A 20519-nucleotide genomic window follows, 5' to 3' on the forward strand; every position below is an offset into this window, starting at 1 on the left:
ATGAAGATCAGAATAGAGAAGAGACTCGAGATACCCCGATACGCTGGGATTGTAGTGCCTGTAATATCCGTGGCGTTCGCCCTATTGATAATGGGAGTCATACTTCTTGTTTTCTTTATGGGCCGCCTGGGAAATTTATCATCGGCCTTCAGGGAAACTTTCGAGGCTTACAAGGAGATGCTGACCTGGCCTTTTGCAAATAGATATGGATTGTTTAGTACGTTCATGAGGATGGTGCCCCTCGCTTTTGTGGCGTTAGGTCTGTCTTTTGCCTACAGGATGAAGATCTGGAACATAGGCGGTGAAGGTCAGTTGTACATGGGTGCGTTGGCTTCTACCTGGGGCGCTCTTTTCCTTTTCAAAGACGTGAAATCCCCTTTGATGATGATTGTCTTGCTTTCGATCATTGGCGCCGCGGCAGGAGCTGTGTGGGCGTTGATACCGGCGCTCATGAAGGCCTTTGCCCGAACCGACGAAATAGTTGTAACTCTCATGCTGAACTATGTAGCCATCTTCTGGGTCGATTACCTCGTTTACGGCCCCTGGAAAGATCCGAAAGGATATGGCTTCCCCGGAACGGCGCCTTTCCCCAGCCAGGCAAGACTTCCCTCTTTTTTTGACGATGAATTCCATATAGGGATCTTCATCGCTCTGGCCGTCGCTTTATTGCTTCAATACATATACAAAAAGACCGGTTGGGGTTTCAATTCTCAAATAGTCGGCGACAACCTACTGGCCGCGAGGTATTCGGGGATAAATGTCAGGAACTACACCATAATCGCCCTGGTGGTAAGTGGCGCGATAGCAGGTCTCGGAGGTGCGGTGCAAATGATGGGGGTTCAGCACAGGCTACAGCATGGATTCTCTCCAGGTTATGGATACACTGCCATAATAGTCGCCTGGCTGGCCAAATTGAATCCACTCGCCATATTATTGGTCTCTTTTCTCTTTGGAGGCCTTCTAGTCGGCAATGACCAGCTCCAGATGTTCTACAAACTTCCGATGGCTCTCATCTCCGTCTTTCAGGGCCTGGTGCTCTTCTGTCTTCTCGGCGGAGAGGCCGTATTCAAATACAGGCTTGCGATCGTCAAGGAGGTGCCGGAAAGTGAATGATCTACCCTCCTTTGTAATATCCACTTTACAGGCAACAGTAAGGGCAGGAACGCCTCTTCTCTTTGCCGTTCTGGGTACGATCTTCACCGAGAGGTCTGGCGTGATGAATCTCGGCCTTGAAGGTCTGATGTTGGTTGGAGCGATAGGAGGTTTTATGGCGTCCTACAATACGTCGAGCCTGGTCGTGGCCATTCTGGTGGCCATGCTGGCCGGCGCCGTGCTTGGATTCATACATGCCTTTTTCACGGTTACACTCAAGATCAACCAGATCGTGAGCGGACTGGCAATCACAATGCTTGGCACCGGAATCAGCGGACTGTGGGGTAAGGACTACATAGGAGTTATAGCCAGAAGGTTCGAACCCGTAAAGATTCCACTGCTTTCAGACATTCCTTATATAGGCAGGATATTTTTCGAGCATGATCTGCTTGTCTATATAAGCTTCCTACTCGTCCCGGTCATGTGGTTCGTGATATACAAAACAAGAGCCGGTATGACGCTCAGGGCGGTCGGAGAATCGCCTGATGCCGCCGATGCCAAAGGAATCAACGTTTTTGCAGTCAGATACCTTTTCACGATTCTCGGAGCCTCTATAACGGCAATCGGTGGTGCCTATCTGTCTCTGGCCTACAACTCGATGTGGATAGAAAACATGACGGCCGGAAGAGGATGGATTGCCATCGCACTGGTGCTGTTCGCCACCTGGGATCCCTTCAAGTCTCTAATCGGTGCTTATCTCTTCGGTGGTATAACAGCCCTGGGGCTGAGGCTCCAGGCCATCGGCGCCCATATCTCTCCCGATTTCTTGAAGATGTTGCCTTACCTCCTCACGATAGCAGTTCTCTTCTTCACCTCTACCGACACTTTAAAAAGAAAGGTCGGCGCTCCAGCTTCACTTGGGATACCTTATTCTAGGGAGGATAGAACGTAATGGAAAGAATAATTTTATTTACTGCATTGATCTGTAACATTGTTTTATGGTATAAAATATCAAACGAAGTTTTTGGAGGTTAACAGTGATGGCTCGGGCAACCCTGGTAAGCTTTGCATACGCTTATTGGTTTAGGAGGAACGTCCTTTCTACGGACTCCTCCAGTGTGTGCTTGAGTTAAAATACACGAAGGAGAGAAGAGAGAGAGGACGTTGAGAGACGTCCTCTCTCTTTTTTTATATCAGGAGGGATGTAGAATGAAGCGGGTTCTTGTATGTGTGGTACTACTTTTAGGTGTTCTTGGATTATCGTTGCAAACGGTGGCGATCACGGCGATAGTGGAGCATCCGGCTTTGGATGCAGTCAGGGAGGGAATCATCGATGTTTTGATCGAAAACGGCTTCAAGGATGGGGAGAACATCAAGATCGATTTCCAAAGCGCTCAGGGTTCAGTTTCTACGGCAGTAGCTATTGCGAAGCAGTTTATCTCCCTAAACCCTGCGGTGATGATAGGAATAGCGACACCTTCCGCCCAGGCTCTAGTTAACGCAACAAAAACGATTCCCATTGTCTTCAGTGCAGTGACCGATCCAGTAAGTGCAAACCTCGTACCTTCCTTCGGAAAAAATCCCGGTAATGTGGTAGGAATAAGCGATATGACTCCCGTGAAGACGCAGATTCAACTCTTGAAACTTGCCATTCCCGACGTCAAGACGATTGGCATCATCTATAACTCGGGAGAGGCCAACTCTGTGACAATTAGGCAGTTTGCAAAAGAGGCCTGTGATGCTCTTGGATTGAACATCATAGATATAACCGGGTCAACAACTGTCGAAATGATTGCCTCGCTAAACGCCCAAATAAAAGATGTAGATGCAATATACATAGGAACAGACAACACAGCTGCATCCAGTATGGAGTCGATCTCCACCGTCGCACTGAGAGAAAAAGTTGCCATAGTCGCCGCAGACATCGATATAGCGAGAACCGGAGGATTGATCGGTTTTGGTTTCAATTACTATCAGATAGGCAGATCTACCGGAGACCTCGTGGTTCAGATTCTGAACGGCGTCAGCCCGTCGGAACTTGAGACCAAGATTCTCGGACAGGAATCGCTTATACTTTTCGTCAATACAGACATAGCCGAACAGCTTGCGATAAACATTCCACAATCAATACTTGACAGGGCAGACCTGGTAGTTGAAGACGGCGTAGAAAAAACAAGGTGATCTGATGGCGATATTGGAACAGGGACTGATTATTGGCCTCATGGCCCTGGGAGTCTATATCTCTTTCAGAATAGTTGATCTTCCCGACTTGACGACAGACGGCTCTTTCGCCCTCGGAGCCGCCGTCGCCGTTAGAGCTTTGGTTACCGGAATACCCGCCTGGTTAGCGATTACGCTGGCGGCTATATTTGGAGCGGTGGCTGGAAGTATTACGGGAATGATACATAGGAAGTTCAAGGTCAACGTTCTGCTGGCCGGAATCCTAGTCATGACAATGCTTTATTCGGTGAATCTCAGGGTCATGGGAGGCCCTAATCTCCCCGTTCCAAGAGTAGTAGCGGAAAAAAGCACACAGAGTTTCGAAGAGATGAGTGGCGGCACCGGTCTTGAAGATCTGTTCGGAGAGTTAGAAATCAAAACGCAGGAACGCGCCCTCAAGACCGGTTCTGTTGTCAAAAACATCTTCAACAACGATCTGAACGGTTCAGATTTGCTTCTCATAATTCTTATAATATCGACCGTGATAATACTCCTTACGATTATCCTCAGATCCGACCCGGGAATGTTGCTAAGGGCTTTCGGCAGTAACCCATCGGGAATAGTAGCGTTTGGCGTTTCCCAGGATACACTTGCCGTGGTAGGTCTGACCATGTCAAACTTTATCGTTGGATTGAGCGGTGGACTTTTCGCCCTGTACAGTGGTTTCTCAGATGCAACGATCGGCCAGGGCATGGTCGTAACGGGACTGGCGTCGGTTATTATGGGTGAGATACTTCTGGGTAGGGTAAAGTTTTTCTATGGTCTTCTCTCGCCCATAATCGGCGGAGTAATATATCAGATGCTTCTTTCACTGGCGATGAGGTACGGTTACAGGATCGGATTCCTGGCAAGCGATATGAAGCTTCTGACTGCCGTATTCATAATAGTTGTAATAGGTGTGCGTCAGATATCCACATCTGATGGAAAAAGGAAAGTGAAACAGGAGGTGAAAAGATTATGGTCGAATTCAAAAATCTCACAGTGACATACAACCAGGGCCTGGAAAATCAGAAAGTTGCTCTTGAAGAAGTGAATATGAAGATACTCGAAGGCCAGTTCATAACGATTGTAGGACCCAACGGGGCCGGAAAATCGACTCTCCTCAAAGTCATACTTGGCGAAGTCAAACCGACGGAAGGTCTCTATATGATAGACGGCAAAGTAATGAACAACATGAAACCGCACAAACTGGCCTGCTTCATAGGGAGAGTCTATCAGGATCCGAATACCGGTATCTTTCCGGCTCTGACAATAGCGGAGAATCTCATAATAGCTTCTAAAAAGGGTGGGCGTTCTATGAAGTTCAGCAAAGTGAAGGAAGAGGCCATCTCCCTTCTTGCAAATCTTGGTCTGGGACTTGAAACGCGCCTCAAGACAAAGGCCGGTGAGCTGTCGGGTGGCCAGAAACAATCTTTGGCAATGGTAATGGCGATCCTGTCACGACCGAGATTGCTTCTTCTGGATGAACACACGGCCGCCCTGGATCCGGTAAGCGCGCAGAAGGTAATGGAGCTGACCCAGAGGATAAACAGAGAGTACGACGTCACGATAGTGATGATAACCCATAATATGGAGTTCGCCAACGCCTACGGTGAAAGGCTTTTAAGGCTGATCGACGGAAGAGTTGCCCAGGATGGTGTCAGAGATCTCAAAACGAAGGCCGTCGCCGCGTTATGTTGATCTTTGGTGTATTCCGCCGGTGAAAAAGCTCTTGAAAACCAAAAGGGATACATTTTCCGCGTACCGGGAAATGTAATTCATGAAAATCCTGGCTGAACGCCTGCTCTTGAGAAGAAGAACGTTTTTCTGAAGGTCGGCGTGAAACCGTCTTCTAAAGGAATCTGCGATCTGGAGATGCTTCACGATCGGGTATAACCTCTCCAGATATCTTTGACCGGCGGTCTTACCTTTGATTCCGTCTTCCACGATCGACAAGGCGGCCTGTCTTCCAGAATCGAGGGCGAAATCTATCCCCTCACCCGTCCAGTTATCTACAAGACCCGCACTGTCACCTGCAAAGAAAAGTCCCTCGAAAGCTTTGTTCAGCTCGAGAACCTTCTCCATCTTGAAAAGCGGTATAGGGGTGCCGGTAAGCTCTACGTCTTCGTCGAAGGTTCTTTTTATAAGCATCTCCATCTCTTCGTAAGCCGGTACATTCTGTGCATCTGGATATACACCGCCACCGATAGAGTCGAAGGATTCTCCTGGAAACTTCCAGAGGTAGCCATCCTGCACAAAAGTTATGGAGGCACTTCCTGTAGGCGAACTGTAACCGTGATAGACTATCCCGTATGCCGGAGGTTCCAGATTTGCCAGCTTTGCTCCGAACACACCTCCTGCAACGATAACGAACTTACTTTCGATCTCGAGGTTTTCGCCTTTGACTAGAAAACCACCATCAGTTTTTTCAATTTCGCGGACCTTGGAGACGGCAAAATTCCCTCCCCTATCTATCACTGATTTTAGAAGAGAGTGATCTAACTCTTTGCGATCAACCGTAAAAAACAAAGGACGCTTCGAAATATATGTCACTAAATCTCTGGCCACGCCCTCGTCGACGTTTCTAAACGAAATCTCTCTCGTTTCGAAGCCTCCTGGCTCGATCTCAGGGAAGATCTCTCCGAGAACTCTAATAGAGCGTGGAGTCAGACCTCCTCCGCAGCCTTTGTAACGGGGAAAGGACTTCGAATCGATAAGAATGAAGTCGACGCCTTCCCTGCCAAGAATCCTCGCGGCGGCCAAGCCGGCCGGTCCGGCACCCACGACGGTTACCGTTCTAGTCATTGGTCTTCACCTTCAATCTCATTATCATCAATGCCACAACTATCTCCAGCGCTATCAGTGCAAGTATGAATATTATACCTGCGTACATACCGAAGATCTGTCCGAGAAAACCTACCAAGTAGTTTGCCATGGCACCACCGAGTGAAGAGGCAACCGTAAAAAGGCCAAGCGCGAAAGCTATTCCGTTCTTCATACGTGATATGAGAATAGCCTGCAGGGTCGGGAAAGTGCCGGAAAAACCGAATCCAGCTAAGACCACGGCCACTCCGATCCACAAAGCAGATTTCATTGCCAACGCAGCACCGAATGATAGAAACGCGATAACTGTCATAAACAAAAGAGAGAGCTCATATCCAAGTTTTTCGACCACTATGCCGGCGACCAATCGCCCTACCAGTATGCCGGTCCATAGAAGTGCCGGAAAGATACTGGCATACCTCAACTCGATACCTTTCGACTCGAACACGAAACTCGAAAGCCAGGAGGTGAAACCTATCTCGTAGGCAACATACAGAAAAACCCCGGCCAGGATGAGCCAGAAGATCTTCTGCGAAAAGAGCTCCTTTTTATGGCGCGAGATCTTTTCATCCGTTCCCGTATAAGGGATCCTGTACAGCATCGGAGTGAAAAAGAGTAAAGGAATGGCCGCAAAAAGGGCAACGAAAAAGGGCTTCCACCAGGAATTGTAATCTACGAGAAAACCGGCGACAATGAAGGGAGAAATGATAGAACCGACGGCAAACAGCGAATGCATGAGATTCAAAGCACTTCCAGGTTTCCTGTACTTAAGACCGGAGACGCCGATACCGATCGAAGTTTCCGTGGCACCCGTCCCGAAGCTAAGAGTCATGCTGCCTATGAGCAACAGTAAAAAACTCCTTCCGATCGAGAGTAGGACCAGCGAACCAGTGATGAAAGAAATACCCATCGTAAGCAACTTGAAAGGCCCCACACGGTTTGCAAGAGTACTCACCACGATCGCCGAAAGCATGAACGCGATTGTCGGAAGTGAAAGCAGAACTCCAGCTATCTGGTGATCTATGCCGAAGCTCTTCTCGATCGCGGGAAGTGCACTTCCGAGTATTATCGAAGTGAACCCGAATAGAAAAAAACCGTACGACGAAATCGAGCTGAAAACCCTCTTAATATCCATGATTGAATTTTATCACGTCGCTGCAACGGATTGAAGGGGAAACAACGCCGCTCGATCTCTAGGGCGTTGTAGAATTGAAAGCTCTGAAAAGAGGGTTAGAACCGTCTTTCGAAAAAGTAGAAGTTCTGTAATAGACTTGCCGCACGAAGCGTGGCTGGCCAAGCCTCCATATTCTTCAATAGCGTCTGGCGCGAACGAGGGATGCCATTTTTTCATTGACAGACAGATAATGATAAAATTGTCAATAGAAAAGGAAAGGAGGGGTTTGCGTGTCTCTTAATTCCATCATTGGAGAGGCGATGACGATAAAGCTGGACGATCATCTTCCGCCGGAGCTTTTCTTCGAGCCATCTATAAGGAGGGCTCCGAAGAGGGAGTTAAATCTCAACCGGGCCGAAATCGAACTGGCCCTCAAGAACGCTCTCAGGTACATTCCTGACGAACTCCATGAAAGGTTGGCTCCGGAATTCCTGCAGGAGCTGTTGACACGGGGCAGGATTTATGGTTATAGATATAGACCGCAGGGCAGGATAAAAGGAAGACCCATAGAGGAATACAGGGGCAACTGCATAGAAGGGAAGGCTTTCCAGGTGATGATAGACAACAACCTGGACTTCGATGTCGCGCTCTATCCGTATGAACTCGTCACTTACGGAGAGACCGGCCAGGTTTGCCAGAACTGGATGCAATACAGACTTATAAAGAGATACCTGGAGGAGCTGACCGACGAGCAGACGCTTGTGGTCATGTCGGGTCACCCTCTTGGTCTCTTCAAGTCTCACCGGTACAGCCCAAGGGTCATTATCACCAACGCCCTTATGGTCGGGATGTTTGACAATCAGCAAGAATGGATACGGGCGCAGGCACTGGGTGTGGCCAATTACGGACAGATGACGGCCGGCGGCTGGATGTACATAGGTCCTCAAGGGATCGTCCACGGCACTTTCAACACCATTCTCAACGCCGGGAGAATGAAGCTGGGCATACCCGAAGATGGCGACTTGAAAGGCCACCTCTTTGTGTCGTCGGGTTTGGGTGGCATGAGCGGCGCGCAGGGGAAGGCAGTGCGTATCGCCGGAGGAGTCGGTATTATTGCGGAGGTCGATATCTCGAGGATAAAAACACGTCTCGAGCAGGGTTGGATCGATTCTCTCGCCTGGAGTCCAAAAGAGTCCTTCAGGATCGCAGCCGAAAAACTGGCTTCCGGTGAGAGCCACGCGGTGGCTTTCCATGGAAACATCGTGGATCTTCTGCAGTACGCGGTGGATGAAAAGATACCCGTAGAACTGCTCTCGGATCAGACTTCCTGTCACGTGCCGTACGATGGCGGCTACTGCCCTCAGGGGCTGAGTTTCGAGGAGCGGACGGAGATGCTGGCCTCCGACAAAAAGAGATTCAGAAGGCTTGTGGACGATTCTCTCAGAAAACACTTCGACCTCATAAAGACGTTGGTAGAGAGGGGGACATATTTCTTCGATTACGGCAATTCCTTCATGAAGGCCGTCTTCGATGCGGGTGTAAAAGAGATAGCAAGGAACGGCCGCGATACTTCCGAAGGCTTCATTTTCCCCTCTTACGTCGAGGATATAATGGGACCTATGCTCTTCGATTACGGGTATGGTCCATTCAGATGGGTCTGCCTGAGTGGCTTGAGGGAAGACCTTCTAAAGACCGACCGGGCTGCCATGGAGTGCATAGATCCTAACAGGCGCGGTCAGGACAGGGACAATTATATTTGGATCAGAGACGCCGACAGAAATGGGTTGGTGGTCGGGACGCAGGCCAGGATTCTCTACCAGGACGCCGAAGGCCGGAAGAAAATAGCGCTCAAGTTCAACGAAATGGTCAGAAAGGGGGAGATAGGACCGGTGATGCTGGGCAGAGACCATCACGATACCGGAGGAACCGACTCGCCCTTCAGAGAAACCTCCAATATAAAGGACGGAAGCAATATTATGGCCGACATGGCGACCCAGTGCTTCGCCGGAAACGCCGCCAGGGGAATGAGTCTGATCGCCCTCCACAACGGAGGCGGCGTAGGGATAGGCAAGGCCATAAACGGTGGATTTGGCCTGGTGCTGGATGGTAGCGAGAGAGTCGATGAGATAATCTCGACGTCCATGCCCTGGGACGTGATGGGCGGCGTCGCCCGGAGGGCATGGGCCAGGAACAAGAATGCCATCGAGACATCAATCGAGTTCAACAGGTCTGCCGGGGGAAAATCACACATAACTCTGCCTTACATGGTCGAGCAGGAACTCATAGACAGAGTATTGAAATCGGTAAAGGAGTGAATGGAATGGTCATCTATTTCAAAAAAAGCGACGAAGAAACGACGAAAACACTTCTGGAACACATTTTCGCAAGCGCGCTGAAACGGAACATTAGGGATATCGTTTTGCCTTCAACACTCGGCAATGTGGCTAAACTCGCCTTCGAGACTGTTCCTTCTTCTTTAAGACTGGTGATAGTGACTCACTCGGTCGGTTTCAAAAAACCCGACCACGACGAATTCGATCCACAGGTGAGAAAGATGTACTATGGTTCGCGTCACGCTATCCTGACGGCAACGCACCTCTTCAGGGGTCTTGATGGCGCCTTCTACAAGAGCAGCGGCGGAACTTACCCGCCCCAGATCTTCGCCACCGCTCTCAGACTCTTCGGCCAGGGGACCAAGGTAGCCATTGAGATCGCTATGATGGCCGCCGATTCGGGCCTGGTGAGCGTGAACGACTGGATAATCTCGGCCGGGGGAACTGGCCACGGAATAGATACGGCCTACATTTTGAAGACCTGTCACTCGAGTGATCTGGGCACATTCAAATTTGGCGAATTGCTGGGAATTCCCTCGACGCTCGAATTAACCGATTCGTGATTGAATTCTCGTTAAATTCAGGCTATAATTCATCTGTCGTGGGGCCGTAGCACAGCTGGGAGCGCGCCGCCTTCGCAAGGCGGAGGCCGGGGGTTCGAATCCCCTCGGCTCCACCAGGGGGAGAGTTTTCTCCCCTTTTTTAATTGTCCGATTATTGCATTCGGTCCTTAAGTTTAATCAACTTTTCCAATTCCTGGCTCTACCGCATTTCAACTAATAGAAGATACTTGAAAGAATTAAGAACGGAAAGTGCGTCTGAGATGTTTGGAAATGTTGTTCAACAAGCTCAAGAAACAGAATTGCATGCAAAAACGTCTGAAAGTTTCTAATAGAGGTGAACCGTTAAAAAGTATTTCCCCGAATAAGGTTCTTGCCCGTGTGGCAAACGAAGACACACAGGAAGCTATGAATATCCACAGGCTCTTGCAGAGAATTATGTAGTATTTTTCCATCTCCACTGGACCTGAGCAAAAAACATAGGTAGTACAAGTTCCAATTGACGTAGATGGTTTCATGACCTTAAGTGCATTATTTGATGATTTTATGTTTTCTTATACATAAAGTATTGATTACTATGACAAGTTTTGGTTGTTAAACCGCCGTTTTTTCAGCCATTTCGGTTGTTGGAAGCGGAATGTCGCGATTCATTATTTAATAATAAAACTGTGATTGGATTCATGATTTCGCCTTAAATTGAACCGTAGAAAAGAATAGTGCATTCGTGACAGAGGATTTTTTGCACTAACAACGACAGGTTATCGTATAGTTATGAAGAGCTCACTCATTTAGATGCATAAGAACTTACCCAAAGCATTTTGTTGTTCTCATAGGGCTGATTCATAGGCTAAATGCGGGCGAAAAGTTGTTCAAGGTCTATATGTTTCTTTTTCAGATAGAGTGAGGAGGCTATTTATGTTTTCAAAGAAGCTATTAATGATTTGGCTGGTATTGTTGACACTGTTCTCAATTGTTTACTCATATCAGCAAGAGCTCACAACTGACCCTTCTGAGGCAAGCTCGCTGGCTAAAGATGCGTATATTTTCGCTTACCCGATGCTTGAGAATTACAGAACTATGTATGTAGAAGCAGTGAGCCCGGGAAATTTCAACACATTCAAACATGTAAAAACTTTATTTGGCCCTGAAAGTAAAACCGTAGTCCGTCCGAACAACGATACTATCTACTCAACCGCCTGGCTCGATTTGAAGACAGAACCGATTGTGATAACTCTTCCAGAAATTCCTGACAGATATTTCTCTTTGCAACTCGTGGATATGTACACACATAATTTCGCATATGCAGGCACAAGAACGACTGGAAGCGGCTCTGTAAAAGTAATGGTTGCATGTCCTTACTGGGAAGGAGAGATACCTTCGGGAATAGATTATGTCTTCTACAGTGAGGGAAACTATGTCTACTGTGTAGTGAGAATGGCTATTAATAGTGAGAAGCTGGGAGATTTGCAGAGGGTCTTTGAAATTCAGCATCAGTGTTCACTGCAGACTCTCAGCAAATATACCGGAACTCTTTCTCCAGAACCGATTCAAACGCAAAACTTTCCTTCTTTTGATCAGACAATTGCCGATTCGGTTGGATTTATTCGATACTTCAATTTCCTTCTCGGTCAACTGAGAATACATCCTTCTGAAACTGCTCTTATCCAGAGCTTCTCGAAGATTGGGGTTGGCCCGGATAAATCATTTGATGAGGCCGAGCTTTCCGAACCCGTGCGAGAAGCAATAAAATCAGCATTAGTTGAGGCCCGTCAGGAAATCTTCCATCCGGGTACGGCAATGGGGAGTATCACAAATGGCTGGTCTCTGCCAGGAAGAATCTTCGGAAACAGAGATAGAATGCAGGACCGATATCTGATCAGAGCTGCCGCCGCACATCTAGGACTGTATGGAAACGATCTCGAAGAGGCCTATTATCCAAGCTGTTTCTTTGATAGCGATGGAGAGATACTTGATGCTTCGAAGTACAATTATTATATCTCTTTTAGCAAGGAGCAGTTACCTCCTGTGGATCCCAAAGGTTTCTGGTCAATTACAATGTACGATGAAAACCAATTCATGGTAGAAAATGCGCTGAACAGATACTCGATAGGTGACAGGTCAGACCTCACATACAACGAAGACGGTTCATTGATGCTGTACCTTCAAAATGAATCTCCCGGTCAATCGAAAGAGTCCAACTGGCTCCCTGCACCCGACGGGAAATTCACCATGACTATGCGAATCTATATTCCGTTGCAGGAAGGACTGGATCCTCTATACTGTCCACCGGTAGTTAGAAAAGCGGGAGCAATCGAATAAAAATTGAAAGGGGCACTTACCTCAATTTATGAGTTTTGAGAAAAAACGACGTACGAATGCGAAACCTCGCTTTAGCCAGCATCGCTCATAACAGTTGCCCGGTGGATTTTCGTACTTCACGATTTTCTGTCCTCCGATCTCGACAGCTCGCAACGTCTCACAGTAAAGTCTCAAGAACATGACTCAACGGATCGGGGCTCTTCATGATGAGGAAATTGTCATTTCGTAGCGCTCATATTCGGGACCTCTTCGTACATTCCTAAGCTGAAATGCCGTATTCTAACAGTAGAAGCATGGCAACTACGAACGAACAGCCTTCTTCAACGATCTGTGAAGAAAAAGATTCTTCTCCCTGACAGATCTGTCTATCTTAAAAATATCCACCAGTTTTTCATGTCGTAGATATCCGAAAGAGATAAAGTACATAGATTGTAGTTAGAATAATCCGGTCCTCTATTTACTTCCGAATATGAAACATATCTGGAGAAAGAAATGTTTCTCAAAACCACTACTTCACCGTAGAAAAGGCCGTCTCCTCCAAAGAGAGTACCAAGAATATTGATGCCTGATGGCACTACATTCAAGTCCCAAAAGGAAGTATCGGCGTTCAGATACAGGCAGAACGTTGTTGAAGGCATTTTGTACTGGTCGTTTTTCTTGGCAATTGAATAATAAGCGGAGAGATCTGTGGGGGCAAGACACGCTGCGCTCAACTGGTCAGTGGCTCTCAGCCAAACTGGATGTGTACGGGTTACATCACCCGTTTGCCATCCCCAGTCGTCCCCCTCAGCCTTATCTCCTTTATTAGTCAGTATTAGCCTACAACTATATCTTCCCTTGGCCTCTCTATCGGTTCCGTCGACTACTGGAGCATCGAATGGGTGGCTGTCCCAGCTGGGAATAAACAGTGTCCATATTTTGTAGTAGTAATAAAGGGGTTCGATCTTCATATACTTGTTAAGAGGGTAGCTTAAAACTCCAACGTAGTCATGATCGGCAACGACATGACTCCTTCCGTAAGTCATTTGCCTTTCCTTGTCGTTGATACGCACCGAAGGCATATACACAGATATCGCCAGCGATTGCACTTGGTTGCTTTCGGAGTTGATACTCAGCGCGTAGTTTGACTCATCTAGGTACTCTAATGCAATTAGTTGATCATTGACAATGTTCTTGTGGACTCCTTCAAGCAACGTGTGAGTATAAGAAGTCTTTTCGACATTGGTATTTGTGCTCCTGGAAATGGAGTACCTGCCGTTCGCTAGATTCTCAAAGACATAACGCCTTACCGATACTGTAGGTTCCTTTGAATTAAGCTTGTCCTGATAAGTGAAAGAGAATCTATTAAGCGTACCAAGAGGTTGGGTCGCTTCAATTGCCTCGTCAACTCCCGTCAGCTGTATCTGCTGATTGTCTAGAGTCAGCTTTATTCCCCCAGCAGTATTGATGAATGCGGTGTATATCTTATCCAGAAAACCGAATGCCAGCTTAATTCCTTGAGGAGTCTCACCATCTACAGAGACATCCATTGTTTCTCCGCTGTTCCAGAAAAGTCTAACAACAATTCCGTTGTCTTTTCCGAGCGCTTTCAGAGCCGCGTCATCGGCTTCATTATAGAACCATGCCTTGTCGTAATCGTATGATGGCTCTATCATTAGACTCTCTCCGCCGATTGCATAAGTAACAAAGATCTCCAGCCATTTCCAGAACTCATTCACTTCTTCGGCTAAATAAGAGTTGTAATTTGCGTAATGATGTTCGGCCATATTACTTCCCATATGGTGTTCGTATTCGTTAAGCAGATTCAGCGCGTATAGCTGTCGCGTGGTCATAGCTTTAAAGAGATTGATGTAGGTATTCACGTAATCGATGAAAATCTCCGAGTCCGGCGAACACCTCTTATAGAATCCCTGTCCGTTTTCTGTAGGCTCATCTAGAAACTTATTCGATCTCAAGGAATTCAGCGCATTGGTTATATACAGCTCAAATATCGACTTGTAGCTTGTTTCTTCGGTGCCGCCTACTATAACTTTTTTTATGTTCAACATTACCTGGTCTAATTTGCTCTCCTTGATCTCATCCATAAGCTCTTGAATGCTTACATCTGTTGAATGTGTTGCTTCCAGGGTAGTAATGTAGACGTATCGATCCTGACAGCTTTCGATCGGAGTGAAGTAATCCTGATCTATCTTTCTGATGTAGATGTCGTAATACTGTTCATCAAGTTTTTGCAGCAGGTCCTGTATTTCGGAATCGATACCATCAAGTTTGTCGGAGATATCATCGAGCTTCTTGTTTATCTGCTCTATTTGCTCCAGGATTTCTTTTATCTCTTCTTCGCTTTTGTCTCCAAGACCAAACAGGCTTTTGAGGATCCAAGAAAAAGCCTTGTCTTTTGCCTTATCGTATATCGAGCTGCCAATCTCTTTGAGGAACATCTTGAGTATATCGGAAATCCCAAGATCGAGGGTTGGCTCTGCTCCAAAATTGAAAGCCGCTCCCTCGACAATCGCTTCTACAACGCCTATTACAAAATCCTTATAGCTCCCACCGAATTGATCCTCAACGAACAAAGCAAGTTTATGCATGGAGAAGTACGAAGTCTCGAATGCAGGATGGATTTGACTTAGAAGGTTCACTCCGTCCGGAATATTTAAAGCTTCCCGCACTTTCTGCAGGGCTTCTGCATAACCTATCTCTTCTTTAAACATGTAGGCAGTGAAAAGAGAGGTCAAAGGGTTGACAGAAATTAACTCAGTATGGAACGATTCTTCCACCGTTGATGCGAGAAAATCCTTCTCTCCGGTATCAGTTGTCGAATCAAATGAACAAAGAATCACTACTGGGAACTCTGTTTCAAGCGGTATTTCTACAGAGAATCTGCCATAAGAATCTGTAATCAGCTGCTCTCCGAGTATCGGATTCCCATCGATATCCAGAATCTGCACTTCGGCTCCCCGTATATACTCATCTGTAAAAACAACTCCTTTAATCATGCGAACGTTAGTGATTTTTAAACAACCGGCAAGAAGAATCAACAATGATAAAAAGCAAGCAAATAAAAGCTTTCTCATAATATCGCCTCCATCCAATCTAGTCAGTACAAAAATGAGTAAGAAACGGAGAGATCAACTATGAATATTTCCAGCAAAGGTTGAATACAATCCAGACGGCATATTATAGCAGCTAATCTTTTGTATACAAACTAAAATTCACAAAGTTCTCAAAGTGAATCTAGGCTGTAATTGAGTTTCGCAGGAACTCAACTCTGAGATAGCATTTTTGGTGTTGGACTAAAGCTTTTCAATCAATGCTCGGCGAGCCGCCCCCATTCGATGGAAGGACTCTATACCCATAGCCTTTCTTCTGAGAGAGAACAAGTCAGTACAGGACAAAAGAGATGCTCTCTCATAGGCAGAGTGATAATCGATTCAGTTGAAGTGACGATAGTTGCAGATGGGGAGTTCTTCAGTCCGAAGTTCCTCAATTGTGCTAAGGGAAGCGGCTTTCATGATTTTATATACAGCTTCTCCTATCTTTTCACTTATCACACGAGCAAGAGCCTTGTTCGAGACAACAATCTTTCCTGGTACCTTTGTGCAAGAATCATTAGAACATTTCTTGCATGCAATTCCATTTTCCTGAGCTTGTTGAATTCCATTCCCTGTCTTTTCAGACGTCCTCCCTCTTCCTGCTCTTTCTTCCGTCAACCTTCTCATTGTTAAAATGGGGTAGGGTCAGACCTATTCTGGATTACCTCAATTGTTGCTGATTTTTTATTGGATACATTGGATACGGTGTAGAGTCAATAATAAGGCTTCTTGAGGATATAATAGCTTTATGGGCGAATAATTCGGACTCTGGGGAGGGCGGGTGTATGGGCAAGGAAGCTGCGCTGGCGCTGGTCAACAACGCCGCATTGCTTATTTCACTCGCGGTAATATACAGTGCACTGTATATAAGATTTAAAAAGGAGAAACTCCTTCTGCAGAAGATCATCTCAGGCCTCCTGCTCGGAGTAATAGCTTTAGCGGTTATGATGAACTCCTGGGAACTTTCTCCTGGGGTAGTTTTCGATACGCGTTCGGTGGTTCTCAGCCTTACTGGACTTTACTTCGGATTCATTCCCTCGATTATAACTGTAATAATGACCTCTGCAATCAGGATCCTTATGGGTGGTTCTGGAGCGGCAGTAGGCGTATCAGTGATAATCTGCTCGGCTACGACGGGTCTTTTGTGGAGATACAGACGGCGAAAAGTTCTCCACCAGATGACTCTAGTCGAACTCTATCTTTTCGGGATTGTAGTACATTTGATCATGCTGTTCTGCATGTTTTTTCTTCCCGATGATCCGAGGAAAGCCTTCTTCTCGATAACTGCAGTTCCGGTTATGCTAGTCTATCCTATCGCAACGGCCCTCACTGGTTGGGCCATGTCAAACAAAGAAGCGCAGCTAAAGGGAGAAGAGGCGGCGCATGAACTCGCTCTGGCCCGGAAAAGACTTGCTGCGATCGTGGAAGCTTCGCCGGTGCCGATTATCAGTCTGGACATGGGATACAATGTGACGGAGTGGAATCAGGCAGCCGAAAAGGTCTTTGGCTGGAAACGTTCAGAAGTGATAGGCAAACCGCTTCCCATAGTTCCCGAGGAAGACATCAAAACCCACAAAGATTTGACCGAAAAGACCCTTTCGGGAGACTACCAAAAGGGAACGTTGTTGATAAGAGAGAGAAAGGACGGCTCAAAGGTGGTGGTTCGACTTCACAACGCCACAATCTTCAATGAAGAAGGTAAACCTGAAGGGATTCTTGGAATTCTCGAGGATGTCACCATACAGCAGGAAGCCGAGCGGGCGCTCAAAGAAAGTGAAATGCGCTTTAGAGAGCTCTATACGAACATGAATATCGGAGTTGCGATCTACAAGGTCGGAGAAAATGATGAGGTTGTATTTCTGGACATGAATCCTGCAGGATGTAGGATAACCGAAGTGAGTCGCGATGCGATTGTAGGGAGAAGAGTCGAAGAGGTCTTTCCCGGTATTATGGAAATAGGGTTGTATGATATAATAATACAGGTGTATAAAAGCGGTTTGTCCCAGCGTCTTCCCCTAAAAAAATACAAAGACAACAGAATCGCTTTCTGGACAGATAACTATGTTTACCGCCACGGGAAGGACGAGATAGTTGTCATTTTCGAGGATGTGACCCAAAGAGAAAAAACGCTTGAGGAACTAGAAAGACGGGTCAAAGAGAGAACCGCCGAGCTGGAGACGGCCAACAAAGAGCTCGAATCTTTCGTCTATTCCGTTTCGCACGACCTCAGGGCTCCTTTGAGGGCCATAAAAGGTTTTGCCCAGATAATTTCGGAACGTTATTCCGGAGCGCTTCCACCCGAAGCCGGCAGGTATTTCAATTACATTATCAGTGCGGGAGAGAATATGTCCGCACTGATTCAGAATCTTCTTGATTACTCAAGATTGGGTAGAGCGGCTTTGAATATCGAAAGGGTATCGCTTGCACAGGCCGTCGATAAAGCGCTCGATACGCTTGCTTCGAAAGTCAAGGAGGAAAGAGGAAAAGTCACGGTGGAGGGGACGCTTCATTTCGTAGAAGCCGATGCCGCGCTTCTAAATCGAATACTGGTAAATCTCATTGAGAACGCGCTCACCTATCACGTACCTGAAAGACCCCCAGAAATAAATATATCTTCCATGAGAGAAGACGGGTACGTTTTCTTAACGGTAAAGGACAACGGTATCGGGATAGACAGAAAGTTCTACAAGAAAATCTTCGAAATCTTTCAGCGTCTACACTCTGCCGAGGACTACCCCGGCACAGGTATTGGACTTGCGATAGTGAGAAAATGTGTCGATCTTATGGGGGGCGAGATCTTCCTGGAATCGACGCCCGGCGAGGGGAGCGCTTTCTCCATAAAATTGAAGGAGGCTTTGAATAAATGAGTGCTGCAGTTATTTTGCTGGTTGAAGACAACGTGATGGATATAGAACTTACACTGGATGCCTTCGCTCAGGTCGGTCTGAAAAATACGATAAACGTTGCCAGGACGGGCGAAGAAGCGTTGAACTATATCTATGGAAAGGGAAAATTCGCCGACAGAAAAAGCTTCCCCACACCGGATCTCGTCCTGCTCGATCTGAAGCTGCCCGGCATTTCAGGACACGAGGTGCTGTCGGAACTGAAGAACGATGAGCGCACAAGAAGGATCCCAGTTATTGTTCTGACTTCCTCGCACGAGGAAGGTGACAGGGCTGTCTGTTATAATAACGGAGTCAACTCATATCTCGTAAAACCGATCGATTTCGGTGAATTCGTGAAGGTCGTCCGCGCAATCGGAGACTACTGGCTCACTCTCAACGTGGGGCCACCGAAACTCATCCGATAAGATTCGCGGTGACGCATGAAGACTACACGAAACTGGCTGATAGCGTATATAGCTTTGTATATCGCTTCTCTCTATCTCTTTCCTCTCACCTCGAGGATTCTCACACTTTCTCTCATACTCGCCATGTTAATAGAGGTCCCGACTGGCTTTTTCAAAAACGAAAGGGCCAGGCGTCTCGCGGCACTGCTAACAGGAGTCGGTCTGGTGGTGATAGTAGTATATCTCCTTTCCAGCTCGATACCCATGATTATTTCCAACATAAGCTCCTTCGGAAATGAAATAGACAGGATTCTTGAGGGAGAAAGGTTCAACAGGCTCATGGCGAGACTGCCGGAATCTGTCGCCGTCAGCGTCAAAGATTTTCTCGGAAGTTTGAACAACGTGATGATAGGGTTTGCACTGGATACGGCCAGAAAAGTGGCGGCCAGTGCTTCGTCCTGGTTGACCGGTGCGGTGCTGCTCATTATCGGCTCGGTATATTTGCTGAGAAACAAAAAGAATTTCTCGGAGAAGATAGTGCCGGTCGTTTTTCCCGGTTGCGATAGGGAGAGTCTTCGTGATTTTTTAGGAGGTTTTAACCGCGACCTGCAGAACTACGTCTTTCAAAGGACTATAATAGCCCTGTCGGTGGGTACGACGATAGGTGCCGGAGCTTTTCTGCTTGGAATTCCTCACCCCCTCTTCTTCGCAATACTCGGAGCGATTACCAACTATATACCCTACGTGGGTGTCGTCATGACTGGAATACCTTTTCTGCTGGTGGGAAACGCCGCACACGGTTTTTGGGGTGTATTCGGAGTCATCGCGATACTTTTGGTCGCCGGTGTGATAGATGGATGGGTAATGACGCCCATGCTGATGTCGAAAAGACTGCGAATGAACTGGTTCATAATACTGGTCGCAGTGATAGCGATAGGAGAGCTTCTGGGTATATTCGGTATGATAATAGGCATCCCGGCACTCCTTTTCATAAAACGTTTCTGGTCGGATTTCGTTATGGGCCGCAGCGATGGTATCCTTGAATAATCTAGAATCGAGGTGAAGGCATGAAGAGATACATAGATCTTACGAGAACGATAGTCGATGAACAGGCCGTTTATCCGGGAGATGACGCGACATCGCTGAAACGCTCCAGGAATCTTTCTATCGACGGTTTCAACAACCACAGACTCCAAATCTCGATGCACTCGGGAACTCACATAGACGGCCCGATGCACATGAGCGATTCTTCCCTGTACATAGACCAGATGCCTCTCGAGAATTTCGTGGGCAGTGGTGTGTTGCTAGATGTGAGAGGCTATAGTGAGATCCTTATGAGGGAGGAGTACGCCGATAGAATAGCAGAACATAGTATAGTACTCTTCTGGACGGGTAGAGACGAGATTTTTGGAAGCCGCGAGTATTTTGTCGAAAATCCCTGTATTACCGAAGAGTTTGCGAAATTTCTGGTCGAGAAAAAAGTCAAGGCCGTCGGTTTCGACTCGTCCTCACCCGACAGGTATCCTTACCCGGTGCACGGGATACTCTTCACGAACGGAGTGTTGATTATCGAAAATCTGACCAACCTTGCGTCGCTGAAGGAGGTTGTCAATTTTAAAGTCATCGCTCTCCCTTTGAAGATACATGCCGATTCATCGATAGCCAGAGTGATCGCGGTGGTTCAGGAGAGCGAATAGG

15 protein-coding genes and 1 tRNA gene are annotated in these 20519 nt (G+C 47.1%); 13 read left to right on the forward strand and 3 right to left on the reverse strand.

Features of this window, described 5'->3' with window-relative positions; genetic code table 11:
* The 5 genes from MESINF_RS11315 to MESINF_RS11335 all read left to right on the forward strand — a co-directional run bounded on the left by MESINF_RS11315 (position 1) and on the right by MESINF_RS11335 (position 4992).
* Complete coding sequence (locus MESINF_RS11315) at positions 1-1113, forward strand: ABC transporter permease (protein ID WP_169699926.1); 1113 nt, start codon at positions 1-3, stop codon at positions 1111-1113.
* Positions 1106-2044: an ABC transporter permease gene (locus MESINF_RS11320; RefSeq protein ID WP_169699928.1), complete on the forward strand. Its 939-nt coding sequence runs from the start codon at positions 1106-1108 to the stop codon at positions 2042-2044. The genes MESINF_RS11315 and MESINF_RS11320 overlap by 8 nt, the downstream gene beginning before the upstream one ends.
* A 257-nt stretch (positions 2045-2301) precedes the next feature.
* Positions 2302-3273 carry an ABC transporter substrate-binding protein gene (locus tag MESINF_RS11325; RefSeq protein ID WP_169699930.1) on the forward strand — a complete coding sequence of 324 codons (972 nt, stop codon included), beginning with the start codon at positions 2302-2304 and terminating at the stop codon, positions 3271-3273.
* Between the two features lie 4 nt (positions 3274-3277).
* Positions 3278-4297, forward strand: coding sequence for an ABC transporter permease (locus MESINF_RS11330; RefSeq protein WP_169699932.1), 1020 nt, complete (start codon positions 3278-3280; stop codon positions 4295-4297).
* The gene (locus MESINF_RS11335; protein WP_169699934.1) at positions 4270-4992 is read left to right on the forward strand and encodes an ABC transporter ATP-binding protein; all 723 of its coding nucleotides are present in this window, start codon (positions 4270-4272) and stop codon (positions 4990-4992) included. Before MESINF_RS11330 ends, MESINF_RS11335 begins: the two co-directional genes overlap by 28 nt.
* Here the strand turns inward: MESINF_RS11335 and MESINF_RS11340 are convergent.
* Together MESINF_RS11340 and MESINF_RS11345 are read right to left on the reverse strand one after the other, a co-directional pair.
* Positions 4984-6096, reverse strand: coding sequence for an NAD(P)/FAD-dependent oxidoreductase (locus MESINF_RS11340; RefSeq protein ID WP_169699936.1), 1113 nt, complete (start codon positions 6094-6096; stop codon positions 4984-4986). The genes MESINF_RS11335 and MESINF_RS11340 overlap by 9 nt on opposite strands.
* Positions 6089-7249, reverse strand: a complete 1161-nt coding sequence (locus tag MESINF_RS11345) for an MFS transporter (RefSeq protein ID WP_169699938.1) — start codon at positions 7247-7249, stop codon at positions 6089-6091. Before MESINF_RS11345 ends, MESINF_RS11340 begins: the two co-directional genes overlap by 8 nt.
* 299 nt (positions 7250-7548) lie before the next feature.
* Between MESINF_RS11345 and MESINF_RS11350 the strand changes: the two genes are divergently transcribed.
* From MESINF_RS11350 to MESINF_RS11365, 4 genes are all read left to right on the forward strand, one after another.
* Positions 7549-9543, forward strand: coding sequence for a urocanate hydratase (locus MESINF_RS11350; protein WP_169701054.1), 1995 nt, complete (start codon positions 7549-7551; stop codon positions 9541-9543).
* Positions 9544-9548: 5 nt separating this feature from the next.
* Positions 9549-10124 (forward strand): pyruvate kinase alpha/beta domain-containing protein, encoded by a 576-nt coding sequence (locus MESINF_RS11355; protein WP_169699940.1) that lies wholly within the window; start codon positions 9549-9551, stop codon positions 10122-10124.
* 40 nt (positions 10125-10164) lie between these two features.
* Positions 10165-10240, forward strand: a tRNA-Ala gene (locus tag MESINF_RS11360).
* Positions 10241-11036: 796 nt separating this feature from the next.
* The gene (locus MESINF_RS11365) at positions 11037-12440 is read left to right on the forward strand and encodes a DUF1254 domain-containing protein (RefSeq protein ID WP_169699942.1); all 1404 of its coding nucleotides are present in this window, start codon (positions 11037-11039) and stop codon (positions 12438-12440) included.
* Positions 12441-12805: 365 nt separating this feature from the next.
* Here MESINF_RS11365 and MESINF_RS11370 read toward each other — a convergent pair whose 3' ends face one another.
* The gene (locus MESINF_RS11370; protein ID WP_169699943.1) at positions 12806-15514 is read right to left on the reverse strand and encodes a hypothetical protein; all 2709 of its coding nucleotides are present in this window, start codon (positions 15512-15514) and stop codon (positions 12806-12808) included.
* An 803-nt stretch (positions 15515-16317) separates the two neighbouring features.
* Between MESINF_RS11370 and MESINF_RS11375 the strand changes: the two genes are divergently transcribed.
* Genes MESINF_RS11375 through MESINF_RS11390 form a run of 4 tightly spaced genes read left to right on the forward strand, consistent with a single transcriptional unit; the run spans position 16318 to position 20518 of the window.
* Positions 16318-18399, forward strand: a complete 2082-nt coding sequence (locus MESINF_RS11375; RefSeq protein WP_169699946.1) for a PAS domain S-box protein — start codon at positions 16318-16320, stop codon at positions 18397-18399.
* On the forward strand, positions 18396-18842 hold the full coding sequence (locus tag MESINF_RS11380; RefSeq protein ID WP_169699947.1) for a response regulator: 447 nt from the start codon (positions 18396-18398) through the stop codon (positions 18840-18842). The genes MESINF_RS11375 and MESINF_RS11380 overlap by 4 nt, the downstream gene beginning before the upstream one ends.
* 15 nt (positions 18843-18857) lie before the next feature.
* Positions 18858-19868, forward strand: a complete 1011-nt coding sequence (locus MESINF_RS11385; RefSeq protein ID WP_169699948.1) for an AI-2E family transporter — start codon at positions 18858-18860, stop codon at positions 19866-19868.
* A 20-nt stretch (positions 19869-19888) separates the two neighbouring features.
* Positions 19889-20518: a cyclase family protein gene (locus MESINF_RS11390; RefSeq protein ID WP_169699949.1), complete on the forward strand. Its 630-nt coding sequence runs from the start codon at positions 19889-19891 to the stop codon at positions 20516-20518.
* Position 20519 lies beyond the last annotated feature (1 nt).

Origin of the sequence: Mesotoga infera, assembly GCF_900157305.1 — a bacterium.
GTDB classification, from domain to species: domain Bacteria; phylum Thermotogota; class Thermotogae; order Petrotogales; family Kosmotogaceae; genus Mesotoga; species Mesotoga infera.

Coding starts and splice junctions, on each gene's coding strand:
- MESINF_RS11315 (WP_169699926.1), top strand. CDS start 1: ATGAAGATCAGAATAGAGAAGAGACTCGAGATACCCCGATACGCTGGG.
- MESINF_RS11325 (WP_169699930.1), top strand. CDS start 2,302: ATGAAGCGGGTTCTTGTATGTGTGGTACTACTTTTAGGTGTTCTTGGA.
- MESINF_RS11330 (WP_169699932.1), top strand. CDS start 3,278: ATGGCGATATTGGAACAGGGACTGATTATTGGCCTCATGGCCCTGGGA.
- MESINF_RS11335 (WP_169699934.1), top strand. CDS start 4,270: ATGGTCGAATTCAAAAATCTCACAGTGACATACAACCAGGGCCTGGAA.
- MESINF_RS11340 (WP_169699936.1), bottom strand. CDS start 6,096: ATGACTAGAACGGTAACCGTCGTGGGTGCCGGACCGGCCGGCTTGGCC.
- MESINF_RS11345 (WP_169699938.1), bottom strand. CDS start 7,249: ATGGATATTAAGAGGGTTTTCAGCTCGATTTCGTCGTACGGTTTTTTT.
- MESINF_RS11350 (WP_169701054.1), top strand. CDS start 7,549: ATGACGATAAAGCTGGACGATCATCTTCCGCCGGAGCTTTTCTTCGAG.
- MESINF_RS11355 (WP_169699940.1), top strand. CDS start 9,549: ATGGTCATCTATTTCAAAAAAAGCGACGAAGAAACGACGAAAACACTT.
- MESINF_RS11365 (WP_169699942.1), top strand. CDS start 11,037: ATGTTTTCAAAGAAGCTATTAATGATTTGGCTGGTATTGTTGACACTG.
- MESINF_RS11370 (WP_169699943.1), bottom strand. CDS start 15,514: ATGAGAAAGCTTTTATTTGCTTGCTTTTTATCATTGTTGATTCTTCTT.
- MESINF_RS11375 (WP_169699946.1), top strand. CDS start 16,318: ATGGGCAAGGAAGCTGCGCTGGCGCTGGTCAACAACGCCGCATTGCTT.
- MESINF_RS11380 (WP_169699947.1), top strand. CDS start 18,396: ATGAGTGCTGCAGTTATTTTGCTGGTTGAAGACAACGTGATGGATATA.
- MESINF_RS11385 (WP_169699948.1), top strand. CDS start 18,858: ATGAAGACTACACGAAACTGGCTGATAGCGTATATAGCTTTGTATATC.
- MESINF_RS11390 (WP_169699949.1), top strand. CDS start 19,889: ATGAAGAGATACATAGATCTTACGAGAACGATAGTCGATGAACAGGCC.